The 9,233-nt window shown below is 59.2% G+C and carries 9 protein-coding genes; 2 read left to right on the top strand and 7 right to left on the bottom strand.

The window, feature by feature from the left end; all coding sequences use genetic code 11:
- Positions 1–92 precede the first annotated feature (92 nt).
- From ACM62Q_RS11315 to ACM62Q_RS11300, 4 genes are read right to left on the bottom strand one after another with little or no spacing between them, the layout of a single operon-like run.
- Positions 93–524 carry an FKBP-type peptidyl-prolyl cis-trans isomerase gene (locus tag ACM62Q_RS11315; protein ID WP_415036621.1) on the bottom strand — a complete coding sequence of 144 codons (432 nt, stop codon included), beginning with the start codon at positions 522–524 and terminating at the stop codon, positions 93–95.
- The gene (lspA, locus tag ACM62Q_RS11310; RefSeq protein WP_415036619.1) at positions 521–994 is read right to left on the bottom strand and encodes a signal peptidase II; all 474 of its coding nucleotides are present in this window, start codon (positions 992–994) and stop codon (positions 521–523) included. The genes ACM62Q_RS11315 and lspA overlap by 4 nt, the downstream gene beginning before the upstream one ends.
- On the bottom strand, positions 987–3,803 hold the full coding sequence (gene ileS, locus ACM62Q_RS11305; RefSeq protein ID WP_415036645.1) for an isoleucine--tRNA ligase: 2,817 nt from the start codon (positions 3,801–3,803) through the stop codon (positions 987–989). Before ileS ends, lspA begins: the two co-directional genes overlap by 8 nt.
- A 23-nt stretch (positions 3,804–3,826) precedes the next feature.
- On the bottom strand, positions 3,827–4,762 hold the full coding sequence (locus tag ACM62Q_RS11300; RefSeq protein ID WP_415036617.1) for a bifunctional riboflavin kinase/FAD synthetase: 936 nt from the start codon (positions 4,760–4,762) through the stop codon (positions 3,827–3,829).
- A gap of 169 nt (positions 4,763–4,931) precedes the next feature.
- Here ACM62Q_RS11300 and ACM62Q_RS11295 point away from each other — a divergent pair, with 169 nt between their 5' ends.
- Positions 4,932–6,431, top strand: a complete 1,500-nt coding sequence (locus ACM62Q_RS11295) for a hypothetical protein (RefSeq protein WP_415036615.1) — start codon at positions 4,932–4,934, stop codon at positions 6,429–6,431.
- A complete protein-coding gene (locus ACM62Q_RS11290) occupies positions 6,428–6,793 on the top strand; it encodes a DUF2069 domain-containing protein (protein ID WP_415036613.1) in 366 nt (121 codons plus the stop codon). Before ACM62Q_RS11295 ends, ACM62Q_RS11290 begins: the two co-directional genes overlap by 4 nt.
- On the opposite strand, the gene pssA is transcribed toward ACM62Q_RS11290, so the two are convergent.
- The 3 genes from pssA to ilvN all read right to left on the bottom strand — a co-directional run bounded on the left by pssA (position 6,790) and on the right by ilvN (position 9,218).
- Positions 6,790–7,548 (bottom strand): CDP-diacylglycerol--serine O-phosphatidyltransferase, encoded by a 759-nt coding sequence (gene pssA, locus ACM62Q_RS11285; RefSeq protein WP_415036611.1) that lies wholly within the window; start codon positions 7,546–7,548, stop codon positions 6,790–6,792. The genes ACM62Q_RS11290 and pssA overlap by 4 nt on opposite strands.
- Before the next feature lie 124 nt (positions 7,549–7,672).
- On the bottom strand, positions 7,673–8,689 hold the full coding sequence (gene ilvC, locus ACM62Q_RS11280; RefSeq protein WP_415036609.1) for a ketol-acid reductoisomerase: 1,017 nt from the start codon (positions 8,687–8,689) through the stop codon (positions 7,673–7,675).
- Between the two features lie 37 nt (positions 8,690–8,726).
- On the bottom strand, positions 8,727–9,218 hold the full coding sequence (ilvN, locus tag ACM62Q_RS11275; protein WP_415036643.1) for an acetolactate synthase small subunit: 492 nt from the start codon (positions 9,216–9,218) through the stop codon (positions 8,727–8,729).
- Positions 9,219–9,233 lie beyond the last annotated feature (15 nt).

Genomic DNA, 9,233 nt, shown 5'->3' with positions numbered 1-9,233 from the left:
AGTTGTACAGGTTGTTTGCCTTGATGCGACACCGGCCTGAATTGAAAAAAGGAGCTTCGGCTCCTTTTTTCGTCAACGCAGAGGCTAAAAACTCACATCACTCCGATCAGCTTCACCTCAAAGCGAATGGCTTTTCCGGCCAGCGGGTGATTGAAATCGAAGAGTGCGCTCGTGGCAGTGAGCTCACGCAAAAAACCGGAGAAAGCCGCACCGTTCGGGGCGGTGAACTCGACGATGGAGTTTTCCTTCAATTCCATGCCCGCCGGCAGACCGCTGCGGGCGATGCGCTCGACCAGACGCGGGTTGTGCTCACCGAAGGCCTGCCCCGGCTCCAGCTCGAACACATAGTGCTCGCCTTGCAGCAGGCCAAGCAACACCTCCTCCAAGGATTCCGCCAGTTGCCCTCCGCCCATTTGCAGGGTGGCCGGGCTCATGTCGAAGGTGGACAAGAACTCCTCGCCGTCCAGTGTCGAGATGCGGTAATGCAGGGTAAGAAAACTGTCTGCTTTGACGCAGGCGGTCATGGCGATTCCTTCCGGGAAGTCAATGAGGCAAAAATGAGCAGCACCGCGCCCAGGCTAATGGCGGAATCCGCAACGTTGAAGGCGGGCCAATAGTAACCGGCGACGTGCCACTGCACGAAGTCGACCACGGCACCAAAACGCACGCGGTCGATCACGTTGCCGAGCGCGCCGCCCATGACCAGGGCGAAAGCCAGCGAGAGCAGTTTTTGCTCCGCTTGCTTGCGCAACTCCAGGGCGATCCAGAGCGAAACCGCCAGGGCCAGAATGGTAAAAAACCAACGTTGCCAGCCCGGCTGATCCGCCAGAAAACTAAAGGCCGCCCCGGGATTAAAAGTCAGCACCCAGTTCCAGAATGCAGTGAAATAAATCACTTCGCCGGGCATGACATGATCGAGCACCAAGTGCTTACTGAGCTGATCGAGCACGAGCACGAGCGCGGCGAGCGCGTACCAGTGCGCCACTTTAGGCATGTTCGCGTGCCTCGCCCGCGCCGAAAAGATTGCTCACGCAGCGCCCGCACAACTCCGGGTGCGCGGCATCCTGGCCGACATCCTCGCGCACGTGCCAGCAACGCTCGCATTTGGCGTGCGACAAGGGCATGGCGCTGACCTTTTCCTGGGCGTCTTCGATCACCGTGGCCGTCGAACAAATGAAAATGAATTTGAGATCGTCCGCCAGCGAAGTGAGTGCCGCAAATTTTTCCCCAGCGCAGCGAATTTCCACCGCTGCCTGCAAGGCCGCGCCAATTTCCCCGGCTTCGCGGCGTGCCTCCAGCGCTTTGGTGACGTCGTTGCGCACTTCGCGCAGCAGCGCCCATTTTTCGAGCAGGGCCGTTTCGTCGGCAGCGGCGGGCAGTTCGTGCCAAGTGTGCAGCATGACGGAATCATCGTCGCTACCATTGAGCACCGCCCACACTTCTTCCGCCGTAAAGGCAGTGACCGGTGCCAGCAGGCGGACGAAGGTGTGCACGATGTGCCACAGGGCCGATTGCGCCGAGCGCCTGGCGCGCGATTTTGCGCCGGTGGTATAGAGGCGGTCTTTCAGGATGTCGAGGTAGAAGCCGCCGAGGTCTTCCGAACAGAAGGTTTGCAGGGCCTGCACTACGTGGTGGAACTCGAATTTGTCGTAACCAGCGGTACAGGTCTGCTGCAAGGCTCTAGTGAGCGCCAGCGCGTAGCGGTCGATCTCCAGCCAGTCTTCTACTGGCAGCATGTCCGTCGCCGGGTCGAAATCGGAAACGTTGGCCAGCAGAAAGCGCAGGGTGTTGCGGATGCGGCGGTAGGCTTCGACGACGCGCTTCAGGATTTCGTCGGAGATGTTGAGTTCGCCGGAATAATCGGTGGCGGCCACCCACAGGCGCAGGATGTCGGCCCCCATTTTGTCGGATACCTGCTGCGGCGCGATGACGTTGCCTTTCGATTTCGACATCTTGTGGCCCTTGCCATCGACCACGAAGCCATGCGTCAAGAGCGCCTTGTACGGCGCGCGGCCATCCATGGCGGCACCGGTCAAGAGGGAGGAATGGAACCAGCCGCGATGCTGGTCGGAGCCTTCCAGGTAAAGGTCGGCCGGCCAGGCGAGTTGATCGGCATGCGAGCCGCGCATGACGCTCAGGTGCGTAGTACCGGAATCGAACCAGACGTCGAGAATGTCGGTGGTTTTGACGTAATCGGCTGCCTCACTGCCAAGCAGTTCGGCGGCATCCAGCGCCGTCCACGCCTCGATGCCGCCCGCTTCGACGCGCTGCGCCACGGCTTCCATCAGTTCCAGCGTGTTCGGATGCAACTCGCCGCTCGCCTTGTGGGTGAAGAACGGCAGCGGCACGCCCCAGTTGCGCTGGCGCGAGATGCACCAGTCGGGGCGATTGGCGATCATGGCGTGCAGGCGGTTCTTGCCCCAGGCGGGATAGAAGGCGGTATCCTCGACGCCCTGCAAGGCGGCGCAGCGCAGCGTGTGGCCGGCGGGTTCGGTGGCGGCGACGCCCTGGCTGTCGACATCCGGCGCATCCATGCGCACGAACCACTGGCTGGTGGCGCGGTAGATCAGCGGCGTCTTGTGCCGCCAGCAGTGCATGTAGCTGTGCTCGATGCTGGCGTGCTTGAACAACGCCCCCACTTCAGCCAGCTTGTCCACCACCAGCGGGTTGGCTTTCCACACGTTCAAACCGCCGAAGAAAGGCAGATCGGCAACGAAACGCCCATCGCCTTGCACCGGCGTCAGGATGTCTTCATTGTGCAGACCGTAGCGCTTACAGGTGTGGAAGTCGTCCAGACCGTAGGCGGGCGCAGAGTGCACGATGCCGGTACCGGCATCGGTGGCAACATATTCGGCCAGATAAACCGGTGCCTGGCGTGCATACAAGGGGTGGCGAAAGGCAATGCGCTCCAGGGCCGCGCCCGCACAGGCGGCCAGGGTTTCTCCCGCAAGGCCGTAACGCGCCAGACAGGTTTCTTGCAAATCCGCCGCCAGCACGAGGCAGCCGCGTTCGGTCTGCACCAGGTGATACACCACTTCCGGATGCACGTTGAGCGCCTGGTTACCCGGAATCGTCCACGGCGTGGTGGTCCAGATCACCGCGTAAACCTCGCCGGCGGGCAGCTGCGACAAACCGAAAGCGGCGGCCAACTTGTCGCGCTCGACAATCGGAAAACCCACGTCGATGGCCGGGGATTTTTTGTCCTGATATTCCACTTCGGCTTCCGCCAGCGCCGAACCGCAGTCGAAACACCAATTCACCGGCTTCAGCCCGCGATAAACGAAACCGCGTTTGACCATCGCCGCCAGCGCGCGAATTTCGTCAGCCTCGGTTTTGAAATTCATCGTCAGGTAAGGCTTATCCCATTCGCCGAGTACCCCCAAACGGATGAAATCTTTTTTTTGCCGCTCGATTTGCTCGGCAGCATAAGCCCGCGCCAGTTGTTGCACTTGCTCGCGCGCAATCGTCTTGCCATGCATTTTCTCGATCTGAATTTCGATCGGCATGCCGTGGCAATCCCAGCCCGGCACATAGGGCGCATCAAATCCCGCCAGAGTTTTCGAGCGGATGATGATGTCTTTGAGAATTTTATTGACCGCATGCCCAATGTGAATATCACCGTTGGCATAAGGCGGGCCGTCGTGCAAAACGAATTTGGGCCGCCCGGCAGATAGGGCACGAATGTGCTGATACAGCTTTTTCTCCTGCCAGGCCGCCACCCACTGCGGTTCGCGCTTGGGCAAATCGCCGCGCATGGGGAAGGGGGTATCAGGGAGATTAAGGGTGTGTTTGTAGTCAGCCATGGTCAGAAAAATAAAATAAGGGATCAAGAATGCGGGCTCGCCGCAGCAAAAAACGCGCGCGCAGCCTGGGCATCGGCGGCAATTTGCGCCTGCAAGGCAGCCAAATCAGAAAACCGCTGCTCATCGCGCAGCTTGTGCAAAAACCGCACGCTGATGTGCGCGCCGTAAATATCGCGTGCAAAATCAAACAGATGCACTTCCAGCAAGGGGCGCGTGCCTTCCAGGGTCGGGCGCAGGCCGAGATTGGCCACCCCAGGCAAGGCTTGAGCGTCCAGGCCGATCACATCCACCGCAAAAACACCACGCAGCGGCAGGGGATTGTGCTTGATGCGCAAATTTGCCGTCGCAAAACCCAACTGTCGCCCCAGTTGACGACCGCGTATGACTTGACCGTCAATCGCATAGGGGCGCGCCAGCAAACGCCCGGCATGGGCAAGATCACCCGCCGTCAGCGCACGGCGCACACCCGAACTGGAAACGCGTTCGCCATCAACACTCACGCTGCCCATGGCTTCAACGTTAAAGCCATGATTTTCACCGGCCTGGCAGAGCAAAGAAAAATCGCCGCGCCGCCCGGCACCAAAGCGAAAATCGTCACCGATCACCAGATGCCGCACCTGCAGCGCGCGCACCAGCACTTCGTCGATAAAGGCTTCTGCCGAAAGCGCTGCAAATTTTGTAGTAAACGGGCAGATCATCGTCTGCGCCATACCCTCGGCAGCCAGCAAGCCCAGCTTCTCGCGCAAAGTGCTCAAGCGCGCCGGCGCACTGTCCGGACTGAAAAACTCACGTGGATGCGGCTCAAAACTGAGCACACTCGGCGCCCAGCCGCCCGCCTGCGCCACCTGACGCACGCGCCGCAACAAGGCTGCGTGCCCCAGGTGCACCCCGTCGAAATTACCAATCGCCAAAGCAGAAGGCTCAGACACTGGCTGCGAATAACCGCGAAAAACGCGCATGAAATCAGAACCGCGCCAAGGAAACGGAAAGCCGCCGATTATACCGAGCTACAGCCTGGCGCACACGTTCCGCCGCGCAATCTCGCGGGGCAAATGCATGGCGCGGAGGCCATAAACCAGAAACCGCAAAGGTGCGCAAAAACCGCTTTTTTGCTACTCTGCGCCCACCATGAGCATGTCCCCTAGCGCCTCTAGCGCGCAACTCGACGATAACGGCATAAACCCCTTCCTGCAATGGCTGGCACAGGCGCCGGATATTCTCGATAGCTCGCACGTCGACACCCTCTTCAGCCAGCTCAGCTTGCTGCGTCAAGCGCCTTTGCCGACGCAACAGCGCATCCGCCTGCTCGATCTGGTTTTTCCGCGCATCGAAACCTTGCTCGATCACGAACACGCTTCGCTGCGCGATCTGCCGCTGCCGATTTCCCGGCAATTACGGCTGCGCGTGCGCACCCTGCTTGAAGTGCTGGAAATTCTTGCGCAGGATTATCTCAACACCCTCTCCCTGCTCTTTGACCCGCTCAACCAGCCGCCGGCCAATATGGCGCACACCACCTTGCGCCGGGCCATGCGTTTATTGATCTGGCAAATTCAGCTGCACGACCAAATTTCCGCCACACCGCGCGCCGGCCTTTGGCAACAACTGCACGCCACCTATCAATCGACCCTGCGTCTGGCCGTCGAACGCACCCCTGGGCCGCTGGGGACGCCTTCGATCGAGCGTCTCTATCTGAACACCCTGCTCGTGGCCGCCACCCAGCCTGCCGCCTTCACTTCTGAAGAGCTCAGTTTCATCAAGCTGTTGGTCGCCCAACTCGCACCGCCGCTGCGCTTGAGCACGACGCCGTGCGCCGAGCCCAACGCCTGTTTCTGGATTGACCCCGAACGCGACACACCCGCAACCGCCTTATTACGCCGCGCGCCCAGCCCTGATGCGCAAGTCTGGTTTTTCAACAGCAGCGAACTGGCGCGTATCGTCGAAGAATTGCGCGAAGCCTTGCGCCAAGGCAACACCCCGAGCCAACTCAGTCTGCCTGAATTTGCCGCCAGCCGGGCCGGTTTGGGTGTTTTACGCCGCCTGGAAAGCGCCTGGGGCAACCCGGTAAAACGCAAATTTCCGCGACGCCGACAAATTTATCGCGTCCGCCTGCATGCCGGACTCAACAACCTGCACCGCCTTTTACGCAAAGGCGAAGCAAAGCGCAGCAGCGAATGGATGGTCACCAACGAAAGCCCGGATGGCTACGCACTGATGCACGTTTCCGGCAGCACCAGCGCCTTGCGCGTGGGCGACATCGTTGCCATTCAGCCGCAGCAAACCTCCACCGCCAGCAACTGGCATTTGTGTTTCGTGCGCTGGGCTTTATCCGACAACCCTGAGCACGTTGAAATCGGTTTGCAGCTGCTTTCGACACGCACCCTCCCGGCGCGCATCGTACGCCCGCAAACAGAGGCCGCGACGCAAACGCCGGCACTCCTCCTGCCCGTCACCCCCTTGCACCCGGAAGAAACCCTCGTCGTGCCAAGCGGTCTGTTGCACGAACATCAAGGGCAAGTTTTACTGCTTGTCGAACAGGACAATCTAAAAATTCGTGAAATGCGCACCGGCAGCTTGCGCGAACAAACCGCCGCCATCGAAATTTTCACCATCACTCCCGACACGCCTTGACGCCCAGCACCGACCACCTGCGCTACAGCACCTGTGGCGCGCTCATTCTTCTGATTTTTCTCTGCATTCTCTGGGAAGGCTGGCTCGCCCCCCTGCGCCCAGGCGGCTCCTGGTTGATCCTTAAAGGGGCCGTTTTGCTGCTGCCGCTTTTTGGGATTTTGCGCGGCAAGCGCTACACCTATAAATGGCTCTCGCTCTTGATCCAGTTTTATCTGCTTGAAGGTTTATTGCGCGCCACCAGCGAACACGGCCCAAGCCAGCTACTGGCGCTGCTCGAAACCGTCTTGGCGCTGATCGTCTTCATCGCGTGCATCGCCTTCGTGCGCCGCACGCGCGCAAGCAATAACAGCAGCGCAAGTTAGACCGCCGTTTTTTTTCCTCGCACCATGCCAACGAGCGCCAGAACATAACCGGACAAACAATACAGAACAAAGAAAGCAAACAAAGCAACACCCGGGCTGTAGGCAACCAAGGCAAAGCTCAAGGCCACCGCCGCAATGACAAAAAACGGCACGCTCTTCTTGAGATTAATGTCTTTGAAGCTGTAATAGCGGATATTGGAAATCATCGTCAGGCCGGCAAAAACCGTCAGTGCGCAGGCCAACCAGCGCACATCGTAGCCCGGCACCTGAGCGAGCAGCATCACCCATACCAGCCCCGCAACCAAAGCGGCGGCGGCCGGCGAAGGCAAGCCCTGGAAAAAACGCTTGTCCACCACTTCCAGAGTGGTATTAAAACGCGCCAGACGCAAGGCCGCACCTGCGCAATAAATAAAGGCAGCAATCCAGCCCAGACGCCCCAAATCACGCAGCGTCCACTCATACATCACCAAGGCGGGGGCGACACCGAAGCTCACCATGTCGGACAAGGAATCGTATTCCGCGCCAAAGGCCGACTGCGTATTGGTCAGACGCGCGACGCGCCCATCCAGACCATCGAGCACCATGGCGATGAAAATCGCCATGGCCGCGCGTTCAAAATCCCCTTGAATGGCCTGCACGATGGCAAAAAAACCAGCAAAAAGCGCCGCTGTCGTAAATAAATTTGGCAGCAGGTAAATGCCCCGACGTTTGACGTCTGGATTGAACAAGGATTTACGCGGTTTAAGTTCGGTCATGCGAAAGGAAAACCCAGGGAAAAGCTGCAGGCGACTAGGATACACCGCATTCGCTCAGCGCGCAGAAACAACACGGGCGGTGCTTTGCCAACACCGCCCGTAAGGAAAAACCCAGCGTGAAAAATCAGTTTTTCGACTGATCGACCAGCTTGTTTTTCTTGATCCAGGGCATCATGTCGCGCAGCTGACCGCCAACCGTTTCGATCGGATGTTCAGCGTTCAAGCGACGGCGTGCGGTCATGCTCGGATAATTGGTACGGCCTTCGAGAATGAACATCTTGGCATATTCGCCCGTTTGGATGCGCTTCAGAGCATTGCGCATGGCGGCGCGCGACTCTTCGTTGATGACTTCCGGACCGGTCACGTACTCGCCGTATTCGGCATTGTTCGAGATCGAGTAGTTCATGTTGGCGATGCCGCCTTCGTACATCAGGTCGACGATCAACTTCAGTTCGTGCAGGCACTCGAAGTAGGCCATTTCCGGCGCGTAGCCGGCTTCAACCAAAGTTTCGAAACCCATTTTGACCAGTTCGACGGCACCGCCGCAGAGCACGGCCTGCTCACCGAACAGGTCGGTTTCGGTTTCTTCCTTGAAATTGGTTTCGATGACGCCGCCCTTGGTGCCGCCGTTGGCTGCGGCGTAGGACAGGGCAATGTCCTTGGCCTTGCCGGACTTGTCCTGGTAAATGGCGATCAAGGACGGCACGCCGCCGCCCTTGAGGTACTCGGAGCGCACGGTATGGCCGGGGCCCTTCGGGGCAACCATGATGACATCGAGGTCGGCGCGCGGCACGACCTGGTTGTAATGCACGTTGAAGCCGTGGGCGAAAGCCAGGGTTGCGCCCGGCTTGATGTTCGGCTCGACGTCATTCTTGTACACCTCGGGAATGTTTTCGTCGGGCAGCAGAATCATGACCAGATCGGCGGCAGCCACGGCATCCTTAACCTCGGCCACCTTGAGTCCGGCCCCTTCGGCCTTGGCCCAGGATGCGCCACTCTTGCGCAGGCCAACGGTGACATTCACGCCGGAATCACGCAGGTTCTGGGCGTGGGCATGGCCTTGCGAGCCGTAGCCCACGATGGTGACGTTCTTGCCCTTGATGAGGGAGAGATCAGCGTCCTTGTCGTAATAAACTTTCATGCAGTCCTCTTGGGTATCTTGAGTAAAACAGGGTCAATCAAACTTTGAGAATACGGTCGCCACGGCCAATGCCGCACACCCCCGTACGCACGGTTTCGAGAATCAGGCCGCCATCGAGCGCCGCGATGAAGGCGTCAAGCTTAGTGCTATCGCCCGTCAATTCAATGACATAGGTGGTTTCGGTAACATCGATGATACGACCGCGGAAGATGTCGGTCATACGTTTCATCTCCTCACGATCCTTACCGGTGGCACGCACCTTGATCATCATCAGCTCGCGCTCGACGTGCGCGGCTTCCGACAGATCGACCACCTTGACCACATCGACCAGCTTGTTCAGCTGCTTGGTGATCTGCTCGATGACATCATCCGAACCCGTGGTCAGAATGGTCATGCGCGAAAGGGATTCATCTTCGGTGGGGGCTACGGTCAAGGATTCGATATTGTAGCCGCGCGCCGAGAACAGCCCGGCGACGCGCGACAGCGCGCCGGCTTCGTTCTCGATCAGGATGGAAATAATGTGTCGCATAGTGTTTTCCTGCCC

It is taken from the genome of Azonexus sp. (assembly GCF_047638095.1).
In the GTDB taxonomy this organism is placed as follows: Bacteria; Pseudomonadota; Gammaproteobacteria; order Burkholderiales; family Rhodocyclaceae; genus Azonexus.
This window is presented reverse-complemented; position numbering and strand designations above follow the sequence as displayed.

Coding starts and splice junctions, on each gene's coding strand:
- lspA (WP_415036619.1), bottom strand. CDS start 994: ATGCCTAAAGTGGCGCACTGGTACGCGCTCGCCGCGCTCGTGCTCGTG.
- ACM62Q_RS11300 (WP_415036617.1), bottom strand. CDS start 4,762: ATGCGCGTTTTTCGCGGTTATTCGCAGCCAGTGTCTGAGCCTTCTGCT.
- ACM62Q_RS11295 (WP_415036615.1), top strand. CDS start 4,932: ATGAGCATGTCCCCTAGCGCCTCTAGCGCGCAACTCGACGATAACGGC.
- pssA (WP_415036611.1), bottom strand. CDS start 7,548: ATGACCGAACTTAAACCGCGTAAATCCTTGTTCAATCCAGACGTCAAA.
- ilvN (WP_415036643.1), bottom strand. CDS start 9,218: ATGCGACACATTATTTCCATCCTGATCGAGAACGAAGCCGGCGCGCTG.
- ilvC (WP_415036609.1), bottom strand. CDS start 8,689: ATGAAAGTTTATTACGACAAGGACGCTGATCTCTCCCTCATCAAGGGC.
- ileS (WP_415036645.1), bottom strand. CDS start 3,803: ATGGCTGACTACAAACACACCCTTAATCTCCCTGATACCCCCTTCCCC.
- ACM62Q_RS11315 (WP_415036621.1), bottom strand. CDS start 524: ATGACCGCCTGCGTCAAAGCAGACAGTTTTCTTACCCTGCATTACCGC.